This is a genomic window from Aquisphaera insulae (assembly GCF_011064615.1).
GTDB classification, from domain to species: domain Bacteria; phylum Planctomycetota; class Planctomycetia; order Isosphaerales; family Isosphaeraceae; genus Aquisphaera; species Aquisphaera insulae.
Genome location: NZ_JAALJH010000058.1, coordinates 17,046 through 41,429, shown reverse-complemented (window position 1 = coordinate 41,429; position 24,384 = coordinate 17,046). Strand labels below are relative to the sequence as shown.

Annotated in this window: 18 protein-coding genes; 9 read left to right on the top strand and 9 right to left on the bottom strand. The window is 70.5% G+C overall.

Annotated features, from left to right (window positions below; all coding sequences use genetic code 11):
• Nucleotides 1-132: 132 nt before the first annotated feature.
• The 3 genes from G6O54_RS25255 to G6O54_RS25245 all read right to left on the bottom strand — a co-directional run bounded on the left by G6O54_RS25255 (nt 133) and on the right by G6O54_RS25245 (nt 3,206).
• A complete protein-coding gene (locus G6O54_RS25255; protein WP_250847074.1) occupies nt 133-1,095 on the bottom strand; it encodes an LpxI family protein in 963 nt (320 codons plus the stop codon).
• A gap of 15 nt (nt 1,096-1,110) precedes the next feature.
• Entirely contained in the window at nt 1,111-2,211 is a 1,101-nt protein-coding gene (lpxD, locus tag G6O54_RS25250) for a UDP-3-O-(3-hydroxymyristoyl)glucosamine N-acyltransferase (RefSeq protein WP_165229351.1), read from the bottom strand.
• Between the two features lie 272 nt (nt 2,212-2,483).
• Nucleotides 2,484-3,206 carry an HAD family hydrolase gene (locus G6O54_RS25245; RefSeq protein WP_165229348.1) on the bottom strand — a complete coding sequence of 241 codons (723 nt, stop codon included), beginning with the start codon at nt 3,204-3,206 and terminating at the stop codon, nt 2,484-2,486.
• A 791-nt stretch (nt 3,207-3,997) separates the two neighbouring features.
• Here G6O54_RS25245 and G6O54_RS25240 point away from each other — a divergent pair.
• Nucleotides 3,998-4,189, top strand: coding sequence for a YegP family protein (locus tag G6O54_RS25240; RefSeq protein ID WP_165229345.1), 192 nt, complete (start codon nt 3,998-4,000; stop codon nt 4,187-4,189).
• Nucleotides 4,190-4,308: 119 nt separating this feature from the next.
• Here the strand turns inward: G6O54_RS25240 and G6O54_RS25235 are convergent, their stop codons facing one another.
• Nucleotides 4,309-5,361, bottom strand: coding sequence for a DUF1559 domain-containing protein (locus G6O54_RS25235; protein WP_165229342.1), 1,053 nt, complete (start codon nt 5,359-5,361; stop codon nt 4,309-4,311).
• A gap of 315 nt (nt 5,362-5,676) precedes the next feature.
• Between G6O54_RS25235 and G6O54_RS25230 the strand changes: the two genes are divergently transcribed.
• The 4 genes from G6O54_RS25230 to G6O54_RS25215 are packed head-to-tail and all read left to right on the top strand — an operon-like array spanning nt 5,677 to nt 9,082.
• Nucleotides 5,677-7,128, top strand: a complete 1,452-nt coding sequence (locus G6O54_RS25230; protein WP_165229339.1) for a sensor histidine kinase — start codon at nt 5,677-5,679, stop codon at nt 7,126-7,128.
• A 6-nt stretch (nt 7,129-7,134) separates the two neighbouring features.
• Nucleotides 7,135-8,568 (top strand): sigma-54-dependent transcriptional regulator, encoded by a 1,434-nt coding sequence (locus G6O54_RS25225; RefSeq protein WP_165229336.1) that lies wholly within the window; start codon nt 7,135-7,137, stop codon nt 8,566-8,568.
• Between the two features lie 56 nt (nt 8,569-8,624).
• Nucleotides 8,625-8,828: a hypothetical protein gene (locus tag G6O54_RS25220; RefSeq protein ID WP_165229333.1), complete on the top strand. Its 204-nt coding sequence runs from the start codon at nt 8,625-8,627 to the stop codon at nt 8,826-8,828.
• The gene (locus G6O54_RS25215; RefSeq protein ID WP_165229330.1) at nt 8,825-9,082 is read left to right on the top strand and encodes a type II toxin-antitoxin system RelE family toxin; all 258 of its coding nucleotides are present in this window, start codon (nt 8,825-8,827) and stop codon (nt 9,080-9,082) included. Before G6O54_RS25220 ends, G6O54_RS25215 begins: the two co-directional genes overlap by 4 nt.
• 50 nt (nt 9,083-9,132) lie before the next feature.
• Here the strand turns inward: G6O54_RS25215 and G6O54_RS25210 are convergent, their stop codons facing one another.
• Nucleotides 9,133-10,725, bottom strand: a complete 1,593-nt coding sequence (locus G6O54_RS25210; protein WP_165229327.1) for an ArnT family glycosyltransferase — start codon at nt 10,723-10,725, stop codon at nt 9,133-9,135.
• 372 nt (nt 10,726-11,097) lie between these two features.
• Here G6O54_RS25210 and G6O54_RS25205 point away from each other — a divergent pair, with 372 nt between their 5' ends.
• Nucleotides 11,098-11,391 (top strand): hypothetical protein, encoded by a 294-nt coding sequence (locus G6O54_RS25205; protein ID WP_165229324.1) that lies wholly within the window; start codon nt 11,098-11,100, stop codon nt 11,389-11,391.
• Nucleotides 11,388-12,008 (top strand): dCTP deaminase, encoded by a 621-nt coding sequence (locus G6O54_RS25200; protein WP_165229321.1) that lies wholly within the window; start codon nt 11,388-11,390, stop codon nt 12,006-12,008. Before G6O54_RS25205 ends, G6O54_RS25200 begins: the two co-directional genes overlap by 4 nt.
• Before the next feature lie 163 nt (nt 12,009-12,171).
• On the opposite strand, the gene G6O54_RS25195 is transcribed toward G6O54_RS25200, so the two are convergent.
• A complete protein-coding gene (locus G6O54_RS25195) occupies nt 12,172-13,095 on the bottom strand; it encodes a sigma-70 family RNA polymerase sigma factor (RefSeq protein ID WP_165229319.1) in 924 nt (307 codons plus the stop codon).
• Nucleotides 13,096-13,613: 518 nt separating this feature from the next.
• On the opposite strand from G6O54_RS25195, the gene G6O54_RS25190 reads away from it, so the two are divergent.
• Together G6O54_RS25190 and G6O54_RS25185 are read left to right on the top strand one after the other, a co-directional pair.
• Entirely contained in the window at nt 13,614-14,201 is a 588-nt protein-coding gene (locus G6O54_RS25190; RefSeq protein ID WP_165229316.1) for an RNA polymerase sigma factor, read from the top strand.
• Nucleotides 14,198-17,563, top strand: coding sequence for a protein kinase domain-containing protein (locus G6O54_RS25185; RefSeq protein WP_165229313.1), 3,366 nt, complete (start codon nt 14,198-14,200; stop codon nt 17,561-17,563). The genes G6O54_RS25190 and G6O54_RS25185 overlap by 4 nt, the downstream gene beginning before the upstream one ends.
• A gap of 21 nt (nt 17,564-17,584) precedes the next feature.
• Here G6O54_RS25185 and G6O54_RS25180 read toward each other — a convergent pair whose 3' ends face one another.
• From G6O54_RS25180 to G6O54_RS25170, 3 genes are all read right to left on the bottom strand, one after another.
• Nucleotides 17,585-19,237 carry a SpoIIE family protein phosphatase gene (locus G6O54_RS25180; RefSeq protein ID WP_165229310.1) on the bottom strand — a complete coding sequence of 551 codons (1,653 nt, stop codon included), beginning with the start codon at nt 19,235-19,237 and terminating at the stop codon, nt 17,585-17,587.
• A 166-nt stretch (nt 19,238-19,403) separates the two neighbouring features.
• Nucleotides 19,404-21,464, bottom strand: coding sequence for a S9 family peptidase (locus G6O54_RS25175; protein ID WP_250847073.1), 2,061 nt, complete (start codon nt 21,462-21,464; stop codon nt 19,404-19,406).
• A gap of 55 nt (nt 21,465-21,519) precedes the next feature.
• The gene (locus G6O54_RS25170) at nt 21,520-24,351 is read right to left on the bottom strand and encodes a PSD1 and planctomycete cytochrome C domain-containing protein (protein WP_165229307.1); all 2,832 of its coding nucleotides are present in this window, start codon (nt 24,349-24,351) and stop codon (nt 21,520-21,522) included.
• Between the last annotated feature and the right edge of the window lie 33 nt (nt 24,352-24,384).

The window sequence follows — 24,384 nt, the reverse complement described above, 5'->3', positions numbered from 1 at the left end:
CGGACGTTGCTCCGGCCACGGCACTTCAGATCGCCGGACGGAGCCGGCTCGTACCCATCAAGTCCGTTCGGATCCTTCCCTCGTCTTCTCTTCTCGGTGCCTCGGTGCCTCGGTGGTTAATCCTCCCCCCGCTCAGGCCACCGTGTCGTCGGACAGGGCGACGATCGTCATGCCGTGGCGGTCGGCCAGGGCGACGACATCGGGCTCGTCGATGACGATGGTCCGGCCGGCCTCGATGGCGAGGACCCTCGCGCCGGCCCTGTGGAGGTTCTCGATGGTGGTCATGCCGATGGTCGGGACGTCGAACCGCATGTCCTGCTGGGGCTTGGCCACCTTCACCAGGGTCCAGCCGCCGGCGCGGCAGAGGGACCCGGCGCGGTCGATGCAGCGGTCGGTCCCCTCGATGGCCTCGATCGCCAGGGTGGAGAGCTCCTTCACGGCCACCGACTGGCCGACGTCGAGGCGGCCCATCTCCTTGGCCATCCGCCAGCCGAAGGCGATGTCGTCCCGCTCCGAGGGCGTGGGGGCTCGCCGCGTGAGGACGCCCTGCTTCACCAGGAGCTCCGGGCTGTAGTCCAGGGCCGAGTCAAAGGTCATGCCGTCCCTCGCGAACTCGTCGATGATGGAGAGCAGAAGGGAGTCATCCCGGTTGTCCGACCGGGGCCGACGATACCACCACTGGAGGGTCCGCAGGTCCGGGCAGAGGTGGACGACCCGCCAGGGGGTATAGATCACGTTCTTGGTCACCTTGCCGGCCATGACGACCCGGCGGGCCCCCCGGCGGCGGAACGCCCGGATCATGCCGCCCAGCCTGGCCACGCCGACCATGTCGAACGAGTCGCAGAGGGTGCGGAGCTCGTCGGGGGCCTCGTAGCGGATGCCCACGCAGGCGACCTTCAGGCCTTGCCGCTTGGCGGCCTCGGCGAAGAGGATCGGGAACCGGCCGCTGCCGGCGAGCAGGCCGATGACCCCGCCCTCCGCCTGGCTCGGGTCGGGCCGCCAGTGGGAGGCGACGTACTGCCTGGGTCGGGGCGGGACGTCCAGGGTCGACGGCATCTTCCGAACGCCGGCGCGGCTCGTCAGCAAACGCGTCACGTCGGGGCTCCTCGGTCAGGATTCGGTCGAGTCCTTGGCGTCCTCGCTCGCGGCTGCGGCCTGCGGGATCCCCGCGGCCGCGGAGAGGACGCCCACCTGGGCGGCCAGCTCGCGGAACTGCTTGTAGAACTCCGGCAGCCGGGCGATCATCTGGAAGAGCCGACGCTGCTCGCGGACCGGGATCGCCGGGGCGCCGAGGACCTGCTGGCCGCTCGGGATGCTCCGGTGCACGCCCGCCTGGGCGCCGACCACGACGCCGTCGCCGATCTCGACCTTGTCCTTGATCCCGGCCTGGCCGGCCATCACCACGTAGTCGCCCGTCTTGCAGCTCCCGGCGATCCCCACCTGGCCGCAGAGCAGGTTGTGCCGGCCGATCTGGTTGTTGTGGCCGATCATGACGAGGTTGTCGATCTTCGTCCCCTCGCCGATCCGCGTGGCCTCGAACGTGGCCCGGTCGATGGCGCAGTTGGAGCCGATCTCCACGTCGCTGCCCACCTCGAGCTTGCCCGTGTGCGGGATCTTGACGTGCCGGCCATCCGCCTGGCGGTAGCCGAAGCCGTCGCCGCCGAGCACGGTGCCGGAGTGGACCTCGACGCGATCGCCGAGGATCACGTCCGGGTAGAGCACGGCGTTGGGATGGATGATGCACCCCTCGCCCAGCTTGCAGCGATCGCCGATCACCGCCCCGGGCTTGAGCGTGGTCCCCGCCCCGATCTCCGCCTCCTCGCCGACGTAGGCGAACGGGTACACGGCCACGCCCTCGCCGAGCTTGGCCGTCGGCATCACGCAGGCCTGGGGATGGATGCCGGTCCAGCGCGGCTTCTCCTCGCCGGCGAGATGCCTGCGGACGGTCACGAACGCCGCGATCGGGTCGTCGACCTCGATGACCGCGAGCTCCTCCTTGACCGTCGGGACGGCCACCCGGAAGTGCGGGCCGACGATCGCGGCAGACGCGGGGGAGGTCTTGAGCAGCCTGGCGTAGCGCTCGCTCTCGATGAACGTGATGTCCCCGGGGCCCGCCTCGGCGACCGGCCGGGCCGAACGGATCGGGACCGTACCATCGCCCACCAGGCGTCCCCGCACGAGCGCCGCAAGCTGTTCGACCGTAGCAACCACGGGCGATTTCCTTTCTTCCCTGAAAGGAGCAGACAGGTCGCCGCACCGCCCCGCCACGATCCCGGCCGGCGCCATCGCTGGCACCGGCTTCCGCGGCGAAAAGGGCGCCCTCCCGTCCGGCCGATTTCCGTTATCCTTGCGGTTGCGATCCAGAGAAGGGGGCCATCCTGGCGGGCGGACTGTAATCCAAGTCGTCCGGCCGGGCAAGGCGATTCAATCCCCTTCGGATGTTCTCCGCCTTCCCGTGAATCGACACGCAACCCGCCGGAACTTCAGGCTTCGGCCAGCCGGGATTCCATCAGGTCGGTCAGATTCGGGATGTGGGGCAGGTCGTGCGGCCCCGAATCGCCGCGGGTCAGCAGGACCGCGGAGAGCCCCGCCCGCATCGCCCCGCGGACATCGTTTTCCACATCATCCCCCACGCAGAGGATCTGCTCCGGGGCCAGATCGAGGCGCCGGCAGACGGCCTCGAAGAACTTCGGATGCGGTTTCCTGTAACCGATTTCCGACGAAATCACGAGCGCGTCCACGGCCCAGCCAAGGTCCCGGTGGCCGAGCACCACCTCCCGGAGCCTGGAGTCGAAGTTCGACCCGATGCAGACCGTGATTCCCGCCTCGTGCACGGCCCGCAAGGCCGGCGCCACGTCCGGGAAGCAGCGCCACGAGGCGGGATGGCGGAAATGGTCCCAGAGCTCGTCGAAGACCCGGTCCGGATCCGGCACCTCGGGCAGGACCTTGTGCACGATCCGCCGCCAGCGATGGACCTCCGTCGCCTCGTCGGTCGAGTGGATCCCCCGGTCGCCGCGGACCTCGTCGCTGCCGAAGTGGACGTGGAACCTCCCCTTCACCTCATCCCGATCCAGTTCCACCCCCTGCCGCCTCGCCGCCTCCGTGTACACGTCCGCCACCGAGGGGACCGGTTTGATTAAAGTCCCGACCGCGTCGAAGACGATCCCGGAGATGAGGTCCCAATTCGGTGGATTGCTCGTGGGCATGCTTCTGTCTCGCCTCGATCCGATCCCGAGAAGCCGATGGTGAGTCGGACATCAACGCCACGCAACCGGCAAACCAACGCCGATGCCCGTCAAGATGGGTAATCCCCGCAGATATTGTGGCCTCCGGAGACTCGCCAGGGAAGATTTGTTTCCCGCCGATCGGGATGTCTCGCCCAATCTTCACCCGGGACTCAACCCCATGTACCACGCTCCACACCGCCCAATTCTCACCACGTCCCAGGTTTACGCAAACAACGTCCCCCCCAGCCAGGCCCAGGCACTCGAGCGCCGGCACCTGCTCGACCAGCAGCAGCGAGCGTTCCAGGGGACGCATACCGCCCCGCGAACAGAGGTTGTCAGGCGACGACCGCCCGGGTGAGGATTCGGGATCGTTCCGATCGATCGACGGAGAGCCCGTCCGTCCCCCTCGCGATTACGCCCGGCGCCTATATGAGGGGGATGACCCACGCGATCACAGGCGTGGATTCCGCAAACGGTCGGAGTCCATGCCATGAGCACTTTCACGATCGTGCTGGAATCTCGGTTCGTCGCGATTCAGATCCGCCATCCCGATGGCCGAGGTACGCCCCCCCTTCCCCAATGGGCATGACCTCTCCTCCTTGTTCCTCCGCTAGATCGCCCAGGTCATCGGCATCACGGCGGAGGAGTTCGTCGGAGCCGTCCGAGGACTCGAACGCCTCGCGACTTGAACGGGACAGCCGCACGTCGTAATGTACTTAAGATCAACGGCCATTCCTGTTCACACCCTTCGATGAAAGGCGAAGCCGCCCATGGCGAAGTTCACCATCTTCAAGGATGCCAAAGGCGAGTTCCGGTGGAGGCTACTCGCGAAAAACGGCAAGATCGTCGCCGACTCCGGAGAGGGCTACAAGACGAAGGTGAGCTGCAAGCGCGGGATCGAGATCCTCAAGACCGAGGCCACCGCGGCCGAGGTCGAAGACGAGACCCTCATCAAGAAGTGAGCCCGGCGACTCGGCCGGCCCGATCCATCCCGACGGGCCGGCCGAGGTCCCTTGCCGCGCTCGGGCGGGATGATCGCGGCGGGACGAGGCGGTGGCCTCCGCTCCGGTCCGGCCGGGCATCAATAGCTATCGGCGCTGATGACCTCGCCGCCGTTGACGCTCCCCAGACCGCGCCAGGCCATGCCGTCGATGGTGCTCTTGATGAAGCGGACGCTGCCGTCGCCGAGGAGGGCGTTCACGCCGCCGGGGTGGTAGCTGCGGGCGGTGATCGCCGCGAAGGTGGGGCCGCCGTTCTCCTCGCGGATGGCGATCAGGTCGGTATCGGGGACGATGACGCCGCCGAAGGTGCCGGGCGTGATCTTGTTGGGGGTCCAGGCGGTCGTGAAGCCCGCCTGGCTGGTGTTGCCGTCCTCCCACTCGGAATGCCCGGAGTCCGGCCGCAGCTCCGATGAGCCGCCGCCGCACGAGGTGTATTGCGCCACGCTCGCCGGGTTGTCATACGGACTCGGGATCGGCGTGGTGCCGACCGGGACATACGACAGCCCGGAGCAGTTCAGCAGGTAAGGCGTGTGCGTCTTCACCTCCGCGGCGAAGAGCGTGTTGCTCAGCCCGTCCGTGACCGCCGCCAGCCGCACGCACCGATTGGCCCGGAACGGCGACCGCGGATCCACCGTGGTGGACAGCCCGCCCCAGACGTACCAGTCGCCCCGGTTGAAGGCGTAGTTCGTGTTGTTCCGCGGCTGGCCGTCGTCGACGAAGACCTCCGCGTTCCGGCCGTCGGAGGGGCACAGGTAGGCCGAGACGGTCAGGCGCATCACCGTGTCGTTCTGGATCGCCTCATTGGCCAGGCTGAAGTTCGCCGCGTTGAACGCGTTGCCCCCTTCCAGGAACGGGAGGAGTCGCGCCGTGATCCCCCACCCATTGAAATACGGGTTGCCCGCCTTGTCGAACGCGACCGCACAGCCCAGCGGCAGGACCCCCGTGGATCCCTCGTAATTGTGGACCGCCAGGCCGATCTGCTTGAGGTTATTCGTGCACTGGATCCGCCGCGCCGCCTCCCTGGCCGACTGCACCGCCGGCAAGAGGAGGGCGATCAGCACGGCGATGATCGCGATCACCACCAGCAGCTCGATCAGCGTGAAGCCGCCGCGGCGACTCGATTCCGTCTTCATGGGGATCCCTTCATGGAGATGCGGGCCGGAGGAGGAATGCCTCCGCCTTGGCAAACGATGCGCCGGGCCGCGGGAATGCCGCATCCGTCGTCTCGTTCAAGAGATCCATGACATGTGACGCCTTATCATAATCTTGCCTCTGGCGATTACCTGTCCCCGCGCGGCGAGGGATTGTCCACCGGCCCGCGCGGCGGGGCCGTCCTTGCGAGCGTCTCCTCTTGCGGACGAGCCCGCCGGCGGGCTCTGATGGAGGGGCCGGCGACGGATGTCCGCGGGCCGGCTTCGAGCGCTTGATCCGTCCCCCCGGGCCCCGCGATGTTCCGGTCGATCCGCAATCAGATCCTGGTCCCGATCGTGGCCATCCAGGCGGCCGCCGTCGCCGCGGTGGCCCTGGCCGCGGCGACCCAGGCGGCCCGGCGGATCGAGCGGCAGGTGGAGGACCGGCTCAACGGCGTGGTCGAGACCCTCGGCCGCGCCGGGATCCCCTACACCCCGAGCACGCTCCGGAAGATGCACGGCCTCTCCGGGGCGCACTTCGCGGTCTACGACGCGGGCGGCCGGCTCGTGGACGCCACGATCGCCGCCCCGCGGACGCTGCCGGCGGACACGGCCCCGGACGGGCCCGGGGATCGGCTCGGGCCGCTCGCCGAATACCCGTCGATCCTCGTCGACGGGACCCCCTACTTCGCCGCCAGGACCGGGGCCTCGGCATCCCCGTCGGGCGGCGCGCACGCGTCGACCCTCGTGGTCCTCTACCCGGAGACGAGCTGGCGGCAGGCCCGCCGCGAGGCGGCCATGGCGCCGCTGGTCGTCGGCTCCGGGGCGCTCCTGCTGATGATCGCCGCGACGGGGTGGACGGCCCAGCGGATCGGCCGGCGGATCCAGCGGCTCGAACGGCAGGTGGCGCGGATCGCCGGGGGGGACTTCGAGGAGCTCGACCCGGGCCCGCGGGCCGACGAGGTTCGCGACCTCGCCCGCTCGGTCAACACGATGTGCGGCCGGCTCCGCGAGATGCAGGAGACCATCCGCCAGTCCGAGCGCGCCCGCCTGCTGGCCCAGCTCGGGGCGGGGCTGGCGCACCAGCTCCGGAACTCGCTCACCGGCGCGCGGATGAGCGTCCAGCTCCACGCCCGGCGGTTCCCGCCGCCGGACGGGGATGAGACCCTCAAGGTGGCGATCCGCCAGCTCGCGATGACCGAGGAGCAGGTCAAGGGCCTGCTCTCGCTGGGCCGCGCCGAACGCCGGACGCCGGAGCCCTGCGACGCCCGCTCGCTGCTCGACGACGTCGCCGGCCTGATCGGCCCGGCCTGCCACCACGCGAAGGTGGCCCTGCACCTGGACCGACGGCCCGCGGGGGGCGTGCTCCCGTTCTTCGGCGACCGCGCGGCCGTCCGCGCGGCCGTCCTCAACATGGCCCTCAACGCCATCGAGGCCGCCGCCGCCGGCGGCGAGGTCCGCCTCTCCGCGACCACCGACCCGGACGCCGGACGCACGACCTTCGCGATCGAGGACGACGGCCCGGGCCCGCCGCCGGAGCTCGCCGCCAACCTCTGCGAGCCGTTCGTCACCGGCAAGCGCGAGGGCGTCGGCATGGGCCTGGCGCTCGCCCGCCAGGTCGCGGAGAGCCACGGCGGCAGCCTCGACTGGTCGAGACGCGACGCCGTCACCTCGTTCCGCCTGACGCTCCCCGCCGACCCGCCCCTGGCCGACGACCGAACGACGAACCATCCAACGGCCCCGGCGCTGGCCGCGGCCGCAAGGAGCTGAGCCGAGATGAGCCGCATCCTGATCGTCGACGACGAGGAGAGCATCTGCTGGTCGTTCCGCGAGTCGTTCTCCGACCTCGGCCATGACGTCGAGGTCGCCTCGTCCGCGGAGGAAGGGCTCAAGATCGCCGCGACCAACCCACTCGACGCCGTCGTCCTCGACGTCCGCCTGCCGGGCATGGACGGCCTCGCCGCCCTCGGGCCGTTCCGCGAGCGGATCGGCGCCGCCCCCATCATCATCATCACGGCCTTCGGCGACCTGGACACGGCCGTCCGGGCCATGGAAGGGGGAGCCTTCGACTACCTGGTCAAGCCCTTCGACCTGGACCAGGCGACCGCACTCGTGACCCGGGCGCTGACCTCGTCGCCGGCCCCCGCCTCATCCCCGTCGGACTCCGACGACGCCGGCCCCGACACGCTCATCGGCAACTCCCCCGCGATGCAGGAGCTGTTCAAGCAGATCGCCCTGGTGGCCCCGACGGACGTCCCGGTCCTGATCACCGGCGAGAGCGGCACGGGCAAGGAGCTGATCGCCCGGGCGATCCACCGGCATGGTCGGCGGCGGTCCGGGCCGTTCCTCCCCGTCTGCCTGGCCGCCCTCAACCCCGGGCTCGTCGAGGGCGAGCTGTTCGGCCACGTCCGGGGCTCGTTCACGGGCGCGACCCACGACCGCCGGGGGCTGCTCGAGCTCGCCGGCGGCGGCACGGTCCTGCTGGACGAGGTCGGCGACATCCCCCTGGACCTCCAGGTGAAGCTGCTCCGGGCCGTCGAGCACCGCGAGGCGACGCCCGTCGGCGACGCCCGCCCCCGGCGGATCGACATCCGCCTGATCGCCGCGACCAACCGGCCGCTCGCCGAGCTGATGAAGTCCGGCGAGTTCCGCCAGGACCTCTTCTTCCGCCTCAGCGTCTTCCAGATCGAGGCCCCCCCGCTGCGGGCCCGCCGCGACGACATCCCGATCCTGGCCGCCCACTTCCTCCGGAGCAGCCGGTTCGCGATGACCGCCAGCCCGGAGATCACCGCCGATGCCCTGGCCGAGCTCCGCCGCCGCCCCTGGGAGGGGAACGTCCGCGAGCTGCGCAACGCCGTCGAGCACGCCGCGGTCGTCTCCCGCGGCCAGCCGATCCGCCCCGAGCACCTCCCCCCCGCCGGGCTCGGGCTCTTCCCCGTGACGGCCGCCTCCCCGGCCGGCGGCGGGGACGCCCCGCCGTCCGACGACGACGCCCGGGCCATCGCCGACAGGCTCTCCGCCTGGGCCGCTCGCGAGGTCGCCCGCCCCGGCGCCTCGCCCCTCTACGAACGCTTCCTCGACCTGGCCGAGCCCCCCCTGCTCCGCGCCGTGCTCGACCTCTACCAGGGCAACCGCGCCGCCGCCTCCCAGGTCCTGGGCATCCACCGGGCCACGCTCCGGCAGAAGCTGAGGAAGTATGGGATCCAATGAGCGGGAAGCAGGCGAACCCCTTGAGCGTGCAGAACGCGGCGCGGTAGGCTCCCTTCATGAGCATCGAAGAACTTCAGACCGCGATCACCCAGCTCACGTCCGAGGACCTCGATCGCTTCTCGCAGTGGTTCGAGGAATTCCTGGCCGACGAGTGGGATCGACGAATCGAGGCCGATGTCCGAGCCGGCCGCCTCGATGCCGCAGGCCGGCGCGCCGACGAGGATTTCGAGGCCGGCCGCTGTACGCCGCTCTCTTCGTGAACCACTTCGCCACGCCGGAGTTCTGGTTCCACTATCGTCACCTCCCGGCCGAGATTCGCGAACGCGCCGACCGTTGCTTCGCCGTGCTCCAGATGGACCCTCGCCACCCTTCTCTGCGACTGAAAAGGATCGGAGACTTCTGGTCCGTCCGGGTCGGCCTGCGAATCCGTGCCCTGGCGCGGGAGCGACCCGATGGGCTGGTCTGGTTCTGGATCGGCGCTCATGATCGATATGAACTGCTCATCGCCGAGTGACCAACCTCGCCCCTCGGGCCTGATCCCTCTCGCGCGATATGCCACGCCGGTCAATGCCGACGGACCTCGTAGAGGTGCGTGTCGGGCCGGTCCCCGCTCACCGTGACAATCTCCCTCAAGGGACGCCCCTTCCACTCGTTCACGTAACGGCCCAGCGGCGTGGCGGCCGCCTTCAGGTAGGGATCGCTCTCCACGAGGATGTAGGCGACCCCATACCGATCGATGATCCGGTCGATCTCTTCCGGCGCGGCGTCCGCATCGCCCGGACGCTCGGACGTGGAGACCTCGATGGCCTGCCGCCCCGTCATCAGGAAGACCTCGCCGGGATGACGCGTCAGCACGGGACCGTCGGGGAGAGGACGATGCCGGAACCCGGGAGAGACCACGCTCGGATCTCCCACCAGCCAGGCACACGCCGTCTCGAGTCCACTCCGCTGAGCGGCCTGGGCACGCGACCGCCCCGTGGCCACCAGATACCCGGTGTACGGGAGCGAGATCAGCAACAGACCAAGGGCCGCGAGCCGCCGCGATCGTGACATCGGGACGAATCGGCCGGCGCCGGAGAACCGCCGAACGGCCGCGCGGCGGGCGGTCGCCAGGCCCTCCACGGTGCCGACCAGGATGAACGGGATCAGGGGGATCAGGAATCGGCCCGCCTCGGTGTAGGGCCAGATCACGAGCAGCGGCATCGTCAGCAGCGGCACGAGCCCCGCGAGCCGCTTCCTCCGCCGCCCCCGGACCGCGGCGATCCAGCCGAGGAGCACCGCACCCGAGACGAGCGCGATCCAGGTGTTCGCCGGCCCGATGGCCCGCGGAGTCGGCCGGATCACGGTGGCGATCTCGACGAAGGGACCCGTCACCATGTCCGGGATCCGCTGGAGGTAGAACCACGCCTGAGACCCGATCCGACCCGCCAGGCCGGCGGCCCCGTCTCCCGCCAGGAGCAGCCCGGCCTGGGAACGCTCGTCGACGCTCGCCACCCAGGCGATCCAGGGCGCGAAGAGCAGCGCGGTGGTGGCCGCCGCGATCCCGAGCGATCGCCACCGCCGCCGCGACGCAAGATCGAGGAGCACCGCCGCGACCAGCCCGATCGCGACCGTCCGGGTGAGCAGGCAAGCGGCAAGCATCGCGCCGAGCCCGACCGCGCGGCCGGGGCCCCATCGCCGGCCGTCGCCCGCCGCGGCGATGAGGATCGCCGCCTGGCCCAGGAGCAGGTAGAGCGGCTCGGACTGGATCCCCGCCCCGGTCCGCGTCCAGATCCAGTTCACGGCCAGGGCCAGGCCCAGGAGGAAGGCTGTGTCCCGCGGATAGAGCCGCCGGAACCAGAGCCAGGCCAGGACCGTTGCGGCGATCGTGCAGCCGCACGAGGCGATGTGCGCGGCCGGCCAGGAGACGCCCGTCGCGCCCCAGACCACCGCCAGGAACGCCGGATACCCCGGCGGGAAATGGGCGTGGAGCGGCCGGTCCGGATGGTCGATCGCGCGATAGCCGCTCCCCTCGCCGAGCGATCTCGCCAGCACCGCGTAGCCGGCCCCGTCGAACCGCGGCGGCGTCGTGAAGCTCGCCTGGCCGATCATGGCCAGGGCGGCGACGACCGCGATCAGCGTGCCGCCCAGGAGCGCGGACCTCGGCGCGAGGGTCATCGTCGGTCTCGACCGCGAACCGGGGAGAAGCGGCCCCGGACGTCCGGTGCTCGCGGATCTCAGTGTACCGCGCCGAGGGGCAGGGAGCCGTCCCTCGACCGGGCTGGCGATCGCTCACACGTCGTGCCGTCGCCGGATGGATCTGGTCCGCAAGAAGCTCCAATGCCTTCCATCCGGAGGTCTTCCTGGTTTTCTCCCATCTCGGTGTCCTCCGTGACTCGGTGACGAGCTGGTCTCGAATGCCCCATCCGAAACACTCGGAATTCGAGGTGCATCCTCCGAGGAATCGAGCGGCTTCTTGCTGGACAGCCCTCATCCCGAGACTTATTGTACAGTAGATCACCGCCCCGAATGGAAATTAAGGGAGATCAGATGCCCGAGACAACCTATCTTCCGCAGGTCCGATGTGAAATCTCGGCGGGACTTACGGATACCGATCAGACGGTTTGCATCCGAGACATCGACGGCCGGGACCAGTACATCCATGTCTTGCCCAGCATGGTCAACTGGATCTCCGATGAGCCTTATCTCCCCGTGGGCATTATTCAGGTGGACCAAGTACAGAGGCGAGTCCTCATCGAGTTGCCGATCGAGGCGGACTCGGGAACGAACCGCATGTGGATGCCCTTCGGTGCTTTCCTGATCGAATCGGGAGTGCCTGCGTGATCCTCTCCGATCATGAGATCCTGGCGGCGATTCGGGATCGGATCATCCTGATTGATCCCGAGCCCGATGCGAGCTTTTACTCCTCGACCGCCCTGGATCTCACGCTCGATGCGGTCATCCTGCGTTGGAAAGACCCGGGCAACCATCCGTCAGGCCAGCCGATCAAGCTTTGTCCAAATCGTCCGGGGTTCAACCTTCGAGCGATGATGGACGACTCGGCCTATTCATCCAGGGTCGCGATCGACCCACATGAGGGCTTCGATCTGGAGCCCAGGCAGTTCGTCCTTGGCTACACTCGGCAACGGATCTACCTGCCCAACCAGTCGAGGATCGCCGCCAGGGTCGAAGGAAAGAGCAGCCTGGCCCGCCTTGGTGTCGGCGTCCATGTGACGGCCCCAACGATCCACGCCGGGTTCGGATACAACCCTCAAAACAGGGATCATCCGGGGCTGCCTATCCAACTCGAGATCTTCAACCTGGGCAATCAGGTCGTGGTCCTTGATATCGGGATGCCGATCTGCCAGTTGATCCTCGAGGAAGTCCGAGAAGTGCCGACGAAGGGATACCAGGGACGGTTCAGCGGACAGCAGTCATTCACGGTCGTTTCACCCGAGTGAGCCGGCATTGGAACTCCTCAACGACGCGGACCTCAACGGGGCGGGCCACGGCTCGCCCGGTCGCCGGACGGAGCCGGCTCCTGCTGAATCCCATCCCTTCCGACCGTGAGATTTCTTCGTTTTCTCTCCTCGGTGTCCTCCGTGCCTCTGTGGTTCGCTTCTTTCAGGCCGAATGGCTGATCGCCAGCTCGCGATGGCCCACGGCCATGCGGCGAGGCCCCCGACGGCGAACGGGTGCGGTCGCGGGCGCCGTATCGGGCTTCGACCTGGCCGCAACCAGCTTGCTGACGGCCCGGACCTCGATCTTGCGGACCCATTCCCGGGTCACGCCCATCTGGCGGCCGATCTCCTTGAGCGTCTGCGGCGTCCGGCCGTCGAGCCCGAATCGGAGCGAGAGGACCATCCGCTCGCGGTCGTCCAGGCGATCCATCCGCCGCAGCACTTCCGCACGCTCATCGCTCCGCTCGAGATCCGACTCCACGGCCGTCGAGCAATCCACCGCCTCGTCGGGGCTCCACGAGTCGCCGTCGTCGCCCATCGCGTTCTCGAGCTTGAGCTGGCCGGCGCGACGAGCCTTCTCCACCATCTCCTTCTGGACCTCGCTGAGGCCCAGATGCAGCGCCACCTCGTCGAAGGTAGGCAGCCGGCCCCACTCGCGAGAGAGGAGCCGCTCGGCGCGCCGCCACTTCGCCATCAGGCCGTAGAGGTGGGCCGGCAGCCGGATTGTGGAGGTCGTGTTGATCAGGGCATGGCGGATCGACTGCTTGATCCAGTAGCTCGCGTAGGTGCTGAAGCGGGTCCCGAACCGCGGGTCGTAGTCCTCCGCCGCCCGGATCAGGCCGAGGTTCCCCTCGCCGATCAGGTCGTCCAGCGACATCCCGCGGTTCAGGTACTCGCGGGCGATCTTCACCACCAGGCGGAGGTTCGCCTGGATCAGTCGCTTCCGCGCGTCCGGGTCGCCTCGGTCGATCTCCTGTGCCAGCTCCCGCTCCTCGGACGCGGACAGCAGCCCGGTCTCGTTGATCTCGCGGAAATAGGTCTGCAACGGATTCGCGACGCCGCATTCCCTGGCCTGGATCGGATACATCGGATTGCTCCCAGCTCGCTGTCGCCATCATGGAAGGAGGTCGATGCTCACCGAGCGCCGCCGCGATCCGTCCCAACCCGAGGAGGCCCGGTAGGGGGCCATGCCCCTCCCGATCCCAGTTCCCCGAGGGCTCCCCGCCATGGAAGCCGGCGCTTATCCTGGGAGTTGAAATCACCCATCGAAAACCGGCAAAAAAAGAAAGGAATCCGCCTAGCAATCACGCACACCTCGTCGGATAGGAGGAATATCACCTTCGTAACGACCGGGCCGGTCTCGCCAAGTTAACCACAAGTTCCGAAGTTGTCCGCAATTCTTCGCGGACCAGGGGGGAACTCGCTGGTATTTCGGAACAAACCCTGGTCTAATTAGTGATTGTCGACTGACGCTGAGAGTCGGCGGATCAAGAGGCTCCGAAGCCTGGCTCCATGCATGGGAGCGATGAGATCGGCGAGGATCGGCCCGAGGGAGGGCTTCGGCCGGCAAGACGAGAGGAAAGGCGGCGAGAGGAGGTCGGGGGAATGCGAGAGGTCCCGGACGTCTCCGAGCTCATCGCGCGGGCAAGGTTGGGGGATGAGGCGGCGATCCGCGCATTCGTGGCGGAGTTCGAGCCGGAGGTCCGCATCATGGTGCGGGGTCGGCTGCCGCGGGAGATGCGCACCCAGTTCGATTCCATGGACTTCGTGCAATCGGTGTGGGAGAGCTTCTTCACCGACCTGCAGGAGCGATCGCAGGACTTCGCGAACGTCCGGCATCTCCGCAAGTTCCTGGCGAGCGTCGCGCGAAACAAGGTGTTCGAGCAGCACCGACGGCTGACCCGGACGGAGAAATACGCGCTGGCGAAGGAGAAGCCGCTGTACGTCCGCAAGGGGGGCCGGGAGATCGAGCGCGACGTCCTCTCCCCCGATCCGACGCCCAGCCAGAACCTCCAGGCCAGGGACCGGCTGGCGCAGTTGACCGCCGGCTGCACGCCGGAAGAGGTGGAGGTCATCGCGCTCCGCCGCGACGAGCTGACCTACGAGGAGATCGCCGAGCGGACGGGCCTCAGCGATCGCACCGTGCGGCGGATCATCGAGGCGGCCCGGGCCAGGATGGAGGGCCGGCGATGACATCGACGTCGTGGCGTGCCTTCGAAGGGTCGTCCGGCCCGCTGCCGCATTCGGCCGCCGGAGGGGTATCCCCCCGCCGGATACAGCGCGTGCTCGACGACTTCACCCGCCGCCGCCGCGAGGGCGAGGTGGGATGCCTGGAAGACTACCTGGCGGCGTCCGTCACGCTGCCGGACGCCCTGATCGTCGAGCTCGCCTATCGCGAGTATTGCCTGCGGGAGGATGAGGGAGACCAGCCCGACGGGGATGAGTTCCTGGAGCGATTCCCCGCCCAGCGCGACGCCCTGGAGCGGCTCCTGGCGGTCCATGACGCCTGCCGGCTCGAGGGATCGGCGGCCGGCAGCCGGACCCGCCCCCTGGGCTCGTTCGACGGCGAGGGCTCGCTGGCCGGGCCGGGCCTCGGCCCCGACCCGCTCCCGGAGGCCGGCGACGAGATCGGCCCGTATCTCCTCCGCCGCGAGATCGGCCGCGGCTCGTTCGCCCGCGTCTTCGTCGCCGAGCAGGCGGACCTCGAGTATCGCCAGGTCGTGGTGAAGCTCTCCACCAGGCGGACCCGCGAGCCCTGGCTGCTGGCCCGCGTGCGGCACCCCCACATCGTCGAGATCCTCTTCCACGCCGAGGTCAACGACGGCGCCTTCCAGCTCCTCTGCATGTCCTTCCTGGGGGGGGCGACGCTCTCCTCGGTGCTCGACCGCCGCCGCGCGGCGGGGGGCCCGTCGCCCTCTCGCGGGGGCCTCCTCCGCGATCTGGACGCGGTGGCCGCCCCCGAGTACTCGGCGGGCGAACAGGCCAGCCCTTCCCGCGAGCTGCTCGCCCGCCTGGGCGATGACCACACCCTGGCCTGGATCGCCGCGAGGCTGGTGGAGGCCCTCGACCACGCCTTCGGCAAGGGGGTGTCGCACGGCGACGTCAAGCCCTCGAACATCCTCCTGACGGCCGACGGCATCCCCATGCTCCTGGACTTCAACCTCTCCCAGGACTGGTCGTCCCGGCCCGCCGGCCCGCCGGCCGAGGTCGGCGGCACCCTCGCTTACATGGCCCCGGAGCGGCTCCGCGCCCTCGCGACCCGGTTCGTCGACGACGACGACGACGCGGGACCCGAGACCGAAGTCGAGGCCGGAGATCTCGGCGGAGACCTCGGCGACGAGCCGGCGGCGATGACCAAGCCCGCGACGACGGAGGCGGCCCTGGCCCCCCACCGTTCGGACCTCTTCTCGCTGGGGATGGTCCTCCTCGAGGCGCTCACCGGCTCGGCCGCGTCGTCCCCCGGACCGGCGGCCCGGAGACGAGGGATCACGGCCGTCGCCACGGATTACGCGATCCTTCGTGAGCAGGGCGCAGCGGCGATCATCCGCGACGCCGAGGAGCGGGGAGGCCGGCGGATCCCACGCGGGCTCCGCCACATCCTGGAGCGGTGCCTCGCCACGGCGCCGTCCGACCGCTACCGGAGGGGCCTGGAGATGGCCGAGGACCTGGACCGATGGCGGACCGACCGCCCCCCCGCCTATACCCGCGAGCCATTCTGGGCGGACGCCCTCCCCCGCCTGATCCGCCGGCGACGCCGCACCCTGGCCGTCGCCGGCCTGGCGCTGATCGTCTGCCTGCTCACCACGGGGCTGGCGTACCGGGCCTCGCAGTCGTTCCTCCGCGATCGCTCCCTGCACCGGCTGGCCCAGCACTGGGACACCCTGGATCCGACCGTCTTCCGGTTCCGCCGCCCGGAAGGGCTGCTCCTGGCCGCCCGGGAGAGCCGCGACCAGGTCGCGGCGGCGGCCGACACGCTGCGGGACTACGACGTCCTCGGCGGCGACGACTGGCGGCGGGCCGATGAATTCCTCAGCCTCCCCGCCGACGACCGCTTCGACCTCGAGATCTGGCTCATGGAGCAGGCCTTCCGCTACGCCCGGGACCTGGGCCTGCAGCCCGATGCTCCGGGCCGATGGATGCAGGCCGCGGACGCCCTGGATCGAGCCGATCCGAGCCTCTCGCTCCCCGCCCTGGAGCCGCTGCGGCGGCGGCTCCGCCAGCAGCTCGCCGCCTCGCGGTTGTCGCCGGCGATCCCGACCGCGCCGGCGGGCCGAGCCGTCGCCGCGGGGCAGGCCGGGCCCAAGGGCTCCGACGCCAGCGAGTACATCCAGGGCCTCACGGACGAGCTGGCCGACGGGCCGGATTCCCCCCTCGCCGCCCTCGGGCACTACCAGAACGTGCTCGACCGTCATCCCGACTCGTTCTGGGCCCACTACCGGGCGGCGGTCGTCTGCTTCCACCTCCGGAGGTGGTCGGACGCGGCCGGACATCTGGACCACTGCCTGGCCCGCAGGCCCGGGAATGCCGCCCTCCACGGCCAGTACGCCTCCTGCCTCTGGCGTCTCGGACGCCTCGACGAGGCGATGCGGGAATGCGACCGCGCCCTCGACCTGGCCCCCAACCACGCCGAGTTCTACCGGTCGCGGGCCTTCATCCGGACCGAGCGGGGCGAGGCGGGGGGCGTCGCCGCCGACATCGAGCGCTTCGAGATGCTCGCCAGGTCTCGGGGCCGTTCCCCGGCCCCGCGAACCGCCGCCGCACCCGCCGTGGAGCCCCGGGTCGACGCCTCGGAGGACCCGCTGGTCGCGCTCACTTTCCGGCCCATCACCGCCCAGGCGGCGGGCCACGGAGCCGACGCCGAGATCCCGGAGGCGATGGTCCGCGACGAGCTCGACGCCCGGTCCAGGCTGGCCGCGAACATCACCCGGCTCGCCAGCGACGAGATCCGTCGCCGCGGCGAGGCGACGCCCCAGTCGCGGGGGGCTGCCGGGGCCTCGAGCGGGGCGGGTGCCGCGGCGACGAGCACGGCCGCCCCCTGGGCCGGGATGCTCGCGATCACCGAGGCCGAGCTCGGCAAGGTGCTGACCCTGGATCCCGGCCACCTCAATGCCCGGATCTCCCGGATGCTGGAGCTCCTCCGGGGCCACCCCGACGACGCCCGCGAGGACCTCGCCCGCGTCCTCGAACATCCCGGCCTGGACGCCTACCTCGCGCACGACGACGAGCGCAACCTGTTCCTCCTCGCCGCCAACCGGTTCGCCGACCAGGGCTACGTCGCCGACGCCATGACGATGGTGCTCCGCGTCTACCGGGTCTGCCGCGACGCCGATCTCCCGATCAGCCGGGTGCGATATTCCCTGGCCAGGGTCATGGCGGTGGCCGGACGGACCGACCCGTCCCGCCTCGAGGAATCGGCCCAGTACCTCTTCAAGGCCTTCCAGAGCAACGCCCGGTACGAGGAGTGGTATCGCATGGAACGGGCCTTCGATCCCGTCCGCCGGCAGATCGACCCCATCCTCGCGGAGTTCCGCAAGGCGATGCTCGTCTCCGAATAGGCCGCCGGCCCTCGACCCGCCTCAGTCCCGGCCGAAGCAGACGATGGTGATGTCGTCGAACTGGGATCGCCCGGCGAAGTGGTCGCGGACGGAGGAGAGGATCGCCTCCCCCACCCCGGCGACCCCGGGGGGGGCGGAGACCAGCGCCGACTCCAGCCGCTGGGCGCCGAAACGCTCGTTGGAATGGTCCATCGCGTCGATCACGCCGTCGGAGTAGAAGACCACGACGTCGCCTCGCTCCAGCGTGAAGGTCCGGGCCTTGTAGACGGGCTCCGGGAAGACGCCCAGGGGGGGGCCGGAGCCGGTCGCGGCGAGGTCCTCGTACGTGCCGTCGGAGCGGCGGAGCAGGGCGTGCGGGTGGCCCCCGACCGCCAGGACCAGCTCGTGCCGCTCCGGGTCGATGATGCCGATCAAGAGGGTGACGAAGCGGCCCTGGACGCCGTGCTCGTAGAAGTGCCGGTTGACCCGCGAGAGGGCCTCGCCGACCGGGACGCCGGCGCGCGCCAGGTGGCGGACCTCCGGGCTGATCCCCGCCATGATCAGGGCGGCCGGCATCCCCTTGCCCGCCACGTCCCCCAGGGTGATCGCCCAGTGGCCCGAGTGCGGGCCGTCCCCCCCCGCGGCGGACACGTCCCCCTTGACGGGGATGTAGTCATAGAGGTCCCCGCCGACGTCCTCCGCGGGCCGATAGCATTCCCAGAAGGTATAGCCGGGGATCGCCGGCCTCGCCTGCGGCAGGAGGGCACGCTGGATCTCGCGGGCGGCCGTCCACGAGGCCCGCTCCTTGAGGAGCTGATCGTTCTCCACCGCCACCCCGATCGGCACCCCGAGCGCGGCCAGGAGGTCCAGGTCGCTCTCCTGGAAGTCGTCGTGCTCCGCCAGGCGGTCGAGCTGCACCATGCCGATGCGGCGGCCGTCGTGCGACTGCAAGGGGACGCAGATCGCCGACCGGATCGTCGATTGCAGGCTCCCCTCGCCGTCCCCCTCGATGGCGATGTCCTTGATCAGCACGGCCTGGCCGTCGCGCAGGACCCGCGCCCGGATCGTCCGGCTCAGGGTCGGGACCGACGGGTCCGCCTGGGTGTTCCGGAAGGCGGCCAGCGGGACGGAGCCGTCGTCCTTGGCCAGGACGATGAACCCGCGCTCCGCCTGGGGGAAGACCCGCATCAGGCCGTCGACCGCCCGGCTGAGGACATCCCCGAGGTCCCCGCCGCCGGACAGGGACCGGACCACCTCGAGCACCGCCCGGAAGGCCGCCGCCGGGTGCGAGGACCGCTTGACCAGCCGCTCCGAGCTGAGGTCGTCGAGCGTCCGGAGCACGGTCGTGTGGTCGTCCTTCGGCTCGTGGATGACCGGCCCGGGGTGGCGGTAGTAGATGTCGAACGGGACGATCCGGATGTGATCGCCGTCGCGCAGCCGCCTCGGCTCGTAGGGCACGATCTTCTTGCCGTTGAGGAACGTGCCGTTCTGGCTCTTGAGGTCGACGATCTCATACGACCCGTCGTCCCGCCGCTGGATCCGCGCGTGGGGGCGGGAGACGTGCGGGTTGTCCAGGAAGAGGTCCATGTTGGCGAGCCGGCCCACGTGGAAGTCCGTCCCGGCGATCTCGACGCTCCGCCGGCCTTCGGGAGTGACCAGGTCGAGGCTGGGCTTCAGCATCTGCGGTTGGCTCATCGCCGTGGCTCCCGTCCTGCGGCTTGCCGGGGGCGCAATCCCCCGCCCGTGCCTTCATACGCAACCGGCCTAGAATCCTGCCACGGGAGGGCGAGGCCCCGGCCGAGCCGGCGTGGGGCGTGGCCGGGGCCTCGCCCTCCCGATGCTTGCGGCAGGCCCTACACCCTCACTCCTTCTCGCCCAGCAGGAACCTGCGGAGGAACAGCACCTCGACGGCCTGGAGGTAATCCTGGTTCGGCTTGCGGGCGAACCCGTGCCCCTCGTTCTTGCCCACGACATACCAGACCGGCACGTCGTTCTTCCGGACGGCGGCGACGACCTGCTCCGCCTCGGAGAGGGGCACTCGCGGGTCGTTCTGGCCCTGGACGACCAGGATCGGCGTGCGGATCTTCCCCGCCTGGGAGAGCGGCGACACCCGCTCCAGGAACGCCCGCATCGCGGGGTCGCGCTCGTCGCCATACTCCGCGCGGCGGAGGTCACGGCGATAGCCCTGGGTGTTCTTCAGGAACGTGACGAAGTTGGAGATGCCGACGATGTCGATCCCCGCCTTGATCCGCTCGTTGTACTTGGTCTGCACCGCCAGCGACATGAAGCCGCCGTACGAGCCGCCGACGACGCCCACCCGCGATTTGTCCAGGTCGGGCTGCTCGGCGATCCAGTCGAGCAGCTCGCCGATGTCCTTCACGGGCCCCTCGCGGAGCATGCCGTTGTCCAGCTTCACGTAGGTCTTGCCGTAGCCGGAGGATCCCCGGACGTTCGGCATGATCAGCACCAGCCCCAGGTCGTTGACCAGGTAGTTCGACCGGCCCAGGAAGCCCGGCCGGAACTGCGACTCCGGGCCGCCGTGGATGTCGATCAGCACCGGCCTCGGCCCGGGGAAACGGCCGGCCGGCGGGCGGTACACGAAGGCCGGGATCTTCCGATCATCATACGTCGAGTAGTGGATCAGGGTCGGCTCGACGCACGCCAGCGTGTCCAGGCCGCCCGCCTCGCTGTCGGTCCAGCGATCGAGCCGCCCCTGGTTGAGGTCCATCGAGTAGACGTCCGGCGCCCCGCGGGCCGAGCTGAGCGTGAAGCCCAGCTCGTGGCTCCCCTTGCGGAAGGCCAGGCCGGAGATCTGCCCCGGCGCGGGCTGGCGGGCGGGGACCTCCGCGGACGTGGCGGCGCTCAGCACGTGCAGGACGTCCGAGCCGTCCTCGTTGGCGACCACGGCGATCCGCGTCCCGTCGTCGCTCAGGTCGTAGGACTCGATGTCCCAGGGGATCGCGCCGGTGACGACCGAATCGCCCCCCGCCACCAGGTCGCGCCGGACCAGCCGGCGGAATTCCGAGTCGCGGTCGCTCAGGTAGTAGATGGACTTGCCGTCCTTGGACCACATGGCGCCCCCGGCGGCGACGGGCTCCGCCTTCGCGTCGCCGCGCCTCGGCGTGATCGGGGTCGTCTTCCCGGTGTCGATCTCGATGAGGTAGATGTAGGATTCGTTGATCGAGATCGTCTCCTCGGCGACGAGCCTGGTCTCGTCGGGGGACCAGCCGGTGACCGACCAGTCGCCGGAGACCTGCTTGAGGAGGCGGCGGAAGTGGGGGTCGGCGGGCGAGGCGACGTAGATGTCCATGTCCTTGCCGTTGCGGGCGTTGCTGCTCCAGGCGAGGAGCTCGCCGGAGGGGGACCAGCTCGCCCCGGTGTTCCGCGTCTTCGGCTCGCTGATCCGCCGCGGCTCGCCGCCGGTCCGGTCCTGGAGGAAGAGCTGGTAGTTCTCCCCGCCCCCCTCGTCGGTCGCGTAGAGGAACCGATCGTGCCCCGGCTGGGGGTGGACCGAGAGGATCCGCTCGTCGCCGAACGTGAGCTGCCGCCGGGCCGCGCCCGGCGAGGCGACGTGATGCACCTGGGGGACGTCGGCGAACCGCGTCGTGATGTAGACCGCGCGGGGCCTCGTGTCGTCCCATCCCTGGAAGCTCGCCGTGCGGATGTTCTGATACCGACGGAGCTCCGCCGACAGGCTCGCGGGGACCGGCGGCACCCCCTCCGCGCGGATGCTGTCCGGCACCGGCATCGCGGCGACGGCCGCCGCCGCCGGGGCGGTCGCCGGAGTTGAAGTCGGGGTCGGGGCCGGAGACGGGGTCGTCGACGGGGAGGACGCCGGCGGCTCCTGCCCGCTCGTCGAGGGCCGGGACGCCGCCACGAGGATGATGCCGATCGCCAGTCCGTTGCGGATGATGCCTCTCATGATCCCGACGGTCTCCCTGCGTCCATCCGTCCCCGCCGGCCCGAACGGGCGGGCCTCAGGGCACGAACACGAACTCGTTGGCATTGTACAGGGCCCGGCAGATCGCCGCGGCGCCACGTTCGCGGATGAGGGCCGCCGCCGCCGCCTCCTCGCCGGCTGAAGGCTCCCGGCCGAAGGCCAGCAGGAAGCCCCGTCGCGCCTGGGATTCCGCCGCCTCGCCCCCCTCGCGGCGGAGCCGCTCCGCGAACCGCCCCGCCTGGTCCGCGACGAATTCGCTGTTGAGCAGATTGAGGGCCTGGAGGGCCGTCGTCGATGCGTTCCGCCGGGGCGTCACGAGCGCCCCGCCGGGGCAGTCGAAGGCCCCGAAGGTCGGGTCTTCCTGGCTCCTGGGCTTGAACTGGTAGATCATCCGGCGGAAGGCGTCGGGGCCGAGCGAGGCCCGCGGCCGGTACACCGCCACGTAATTCGTGTTCTTCTCCCAGATGTTGTACCCCGGCCCGCCCATCGTCGGGTCGAGCTGGCCGGAGCAGGCGAGGATCGCGTCGCGCAGCGGCTCCGCCTCGAGTCGTCGCGGCGGCATCCTCCAGAGCAGGCGATTGCCCGCGTCCACGGCCAGGGCCCTCGGGTCGGCCCGGCCCGATCGCCGGTAGGCCGCCGAGGTGACGATCAGCCGATGGATCGGCTTGAGCCGCCAGCCCTCGTCGATGTACCGCGACGCCAGCCAGTCCAGCAGCTCCGGGTGCGAGGGCGGCCCGCCGTTGAAGCCGAAGTCGCTGGGCGTGGAGACGATCCCCTGGCCGAAGTGGTGCAGCCAGGCGCGGTTGACCATCACCCGGGCCGGCAGGGGATTCGCCGGGTCGCCGATCCACCGCGCCAGCGCCAGCCGGCGATCCTTCTCCGCGGCGGTCGCCGGGATGGTGAGCGCGGGCCGGACCGCGGCGATGCCCGAGGGGACGACCTCCGCGCCCGGCTGCATCGGGTCGCCCCGCCGCAGCAGGTGAGTCGGGCCGGGCTGGGCGAAGGTGCCGGCGTAGACCGAGATCGTCGGGCCGAGCTCGCCCAGCCTCGCCCGCAGGCTCGCCTGGCGGGCCAGCAGCTCGGCCCGGCGGGACCTGTCGGAGTCCTCGGCCGCGGCGGCGCCCTCCGGGACCCGGTCGGCCGACGAGGCGACGACCTGCCAGGCGCCGGCCGCCTCGGCGACCTCGACGCGATAGTTCGTCGCCAGCCGATCGGCATAGGCCCCGTTGCGGTCGCGGGACCAGACGATCCGGTCGACGAGGACCGCCCGCGGCCATTCGACCGTGAACGATCCGCGGCCGGGCTCGCGGGAGATCCAGCTATGATCGTTCCCGGTCAGGCCGTCGTTGAGGTGGGGGACCTTGTGGATGGCCGCGTCCGGGTATTCGGACGACGCCGCGGCCTTGCCGCCGGCCGCCGCCAGGGCCACGTTCCGCGGCGCATCGCCCGCGGTCATCACCTCGACCTCGTCCACGCACGGCTCGCTCCCGGTGTTCGTCGCCAGGACCGTGAAGCGGACCATCCGGGCGAGTCGCGGCCGGAACCGCTCGACGTTCCGGAGCGGGCCGACCGCCGACCTGGGCCGGCGCTCGTGCGACGCCTCGTCGCTCCCACCGGCCGCCCGGACGCGCTCCTCGCCGGCCAGCGCAAGCGGCTCGATCTCGTCGAGCTGCCGGTCGATGGCGGCGAGCTCCCGGCCGATCCGCGCCGCGGCCTCGCGGCGGGCCGGCGCGTCCGGAGCGTCGACCTGCCGGGAGCCGTGCTGGACGCCGGCGAGGACGGCCTGGAGCCCGTAGTAATCGCGCTGGGTGATCGGGTCGAACTTGTGGTCGTGGCAGCGGGCGCAGTTGGCCGTCAGGCCGAGGAAGCCGGTCGCCGTGGCCGTGATGATGTCGTCCAGGTCGTCGACCCGCTGCTGCTTCATCCCCTCGATCGTCTGGTTGCCGACGATGTCGTGCGTGCCGCCGACCAGGAAGCCGGTCGCGGCCCGGGTCAGCCAGTCGGCCCGGTCGCCGTCGCCCAGCGCATCGCCGGCGAGGTGCTCGAGGACGAACCGGGGGAACGGGGTGTCGCGATTGAAGGCCCGGATGACATAGTCGCGATAGGGCCAGGCGTTGAACCGCGGCATGTTCGTCTCGTAGCCCTCGCTCTCGCCGAAGCGGACGACGTCCAGCCAGTGCCGCCCCCAGCGCTCGCCGTGCTGGGGCGAGGCGAGCAGGCGATCGACGAGGTGTTCGTACGCCATCGGGTCGCGATCCGCGACGAACCGCTCGACCTCCTCCGGCGCCGGCGGCAGGCCGATCAGGTCGAAGCTGAGCCGGCGGATGAGGTCGCGGCGATCGGCCTCCGGCGCGGGGTCGATCCCCTTGCGGCGGAGCTCCGCCAGGAGGAAGGCGTCGATCGGGTTGCGGGCGAGGGCCGCGTCGGCCGGCGCCAAGGCCGGCGGGCTCGGCCGCGCGATCGGCCGCAAGGACCACCAGTCGGCCCCGGCGCGAGGAGAGGTTAGCGGCTCGGCCGGGTAGCTCGCGCCGGCGTCGATCCAGGCCCGGAGGGCCTCCACCTGGGCGGGCTCGAGGCGGCCCTTCGGCGGCATCTCGCCGGCCTCGACCTTCTCCACGGCCAGGCTCTCGCCGGCCTTGCCCGGCACGATCGCCGGCCCGGACTCGCCCCCGGCGAGGGCCGTCGCCGGCCGCGTCAGGTCGAGCTTCCCCTTCTTCTGGTCCGCGTTGTGGCAGGAGACGCACGACTCCACCAGGACGGCTCGCCCCTTCTGGAGCCGCGCCGCCCGGTCCGCCGGAGGCTCGCCGGCCCGGGCCGTCCCGAGAGGGAAGCTCGCCAGCACGATCGCCACGCCGATCGGTCTTCTCATGAGCGCATCCTCATGGGCAGGGGCGGAGGGTTC

Coding starts and splice junctions, on each gene's coding strand:
- G6O54_RS25185 (WP_165229313.1), top strand. CDS start 14,198: ATGACATCGACGTCGTGGCGTGCCTTCGAAGGGTCGTCCGGCCCGCTG.
- G6O54_RS25170 (WP_165229307.1), bottom strand. CDS start 24,351: ATGAGAAGACCGATCGGCGTGGCGATCGTGCTGGCGAGCTTCCCTCTC.
- G6O54_RS25230 (WP_165229339.1), top strand. CDS start 5,677: ATGTTCCGGTCGATCCGCAATCAGATCCTGGTCCCGATCGTGGCCATC.
- G6O54_RS25190 (WP_165229316.1), top strand. CDS start 13,614: ATGCGAGAGGTCCCGGACGTCTCCGAGCTCATCGCGCGGGCAAGGTTG.
- G6O54_RS25225 (WP_165229336.1), top strand. CDS start 7,135: ATGAGCCGCATCCTGATCGTCGACGACGAGGAGAGCATCTGCTGGTCG.
- G6O54_RS25220 (WP_165229333.1), top strand. CDS start 8,625: ATGAGCATCGAAGAACTTCAGACCGCGATCACCCAGCTCACGTCCGAG.
- G6O54_RS25210 (WP_165229327.1), bottom strand. CDS start 10,725: ATGACCCTCGCGCCGAGGTCCGCGCTCCTGGGCGGCACGCTGATCGCG.
- G6O54_RS25195 (WP_165229319.1), bottom strand. CDS start 13,095: ATGTATCCGATCCAGGCCAGGGAATGCGGCGTCGCGAATCCGTTGCAG.
- G6O54_RS25205 (WP_165229324.1), top strand. CDS start 11,098: ATGCCCGAGACAACCTATCTTCCGCAGGTCCGATGTGAAATCTCGGCG.
- G6O54_RS25245 (WP_165229348.1), bottom strand. CDS start 3,206: ATGCCCACGAGCAATCCACCGAATTGGGACCTCATCTCCGGGATCGTC.
- G6O54_RS25180 (WP_165229310.1), bottom strand. CDS start 19,237: ATGAGCCAACCGCAGATGCTGAAGCCCAGCCTCGACCTGGTCACTCCC.
- G6O54_RS25240 (WP_165229345.1), top strand. CDS start 3,998: ATGGCGAAGTTCACCATCTTCAAGGATGCCAAAGGCGAGTTCCGGTGG.
- G6O54_RS25235 (WP_165229342.1), bottom strand. CDS start 5,361: ATGAAGACGGAATCGAGTCGCCGCGGCGGCTTCACGCTGATCGAGCTG.
- G6O54_RS25175 (WP_250847073.1), bottom strand. CDS start 21,464: ATGAGAGGCATCATCCGCAACGGACTGGCGATCGGCATCATCCTCGTG.